This window comes from Olleya sp. 1-3, from assembly GCF_002836085.1.
GTDB classification, from domain to species: domain Bacteria; phylum Bacteroidota; class Bacteroidia; order Flavobacteriales; family Flavobacteriaceae; genus Olleya; species Olleya namhaensis.
On record NZ_PJBW01000037.1, the window covers coordinates 1 to 539 of the forward strand.

General features: G+C 39.1%; 1 pseudogene. It reads left to right on the forward strand.

From position 1 onward, the window contains the following. Positions 1-539 (forward strand): annotated as a pseudogene (locus tag CXF54_RS12950) (hypothetical protein); the annotation flags it as partial.

The window sequence follows — 539 nt, forward strand, 5'->3', positions numbered from 1 at the left end:
ATTACTCAGCAACAGGGGGACCAAATGGAACGGGGACTATAGTTACAGCTGGAACTGATATTACAGGAACAAGTACGTTGTACGTTTACACGGAAACAGGAACAGCGCCTAATATTTGTTCTGACGAAACTAGTTTTACAGTTACAATAGATGCAGCACCAGTAGCTGATTCACCTATGGATGTAGAAGCTTGTGACACGTATACTTTACAAGCTTTGACTGCTAATAATACCTATCACACAGCAACAGGAGGGTCTCCAACAACTGAAGTTTCTGCAGGAACAGCAATTACATCAACAACGACATTATACGTTTATAAGTCAATTGGTACAGCACCAAATATTTGTACTGATGAAAGTAGTTTTGATATAACCATTAATACGTCACCAACAGCGGATGTTATTGCCGATGAGCAATCTTGTTCTTCGTATATATTACCAGTATTATCGACTAATAATGACTATTATTCAGCAACAGGAGGACCAAATGGAACAGGGACTTTAATTGCTTCGGGAACAGATATCACAGCAACAACTACT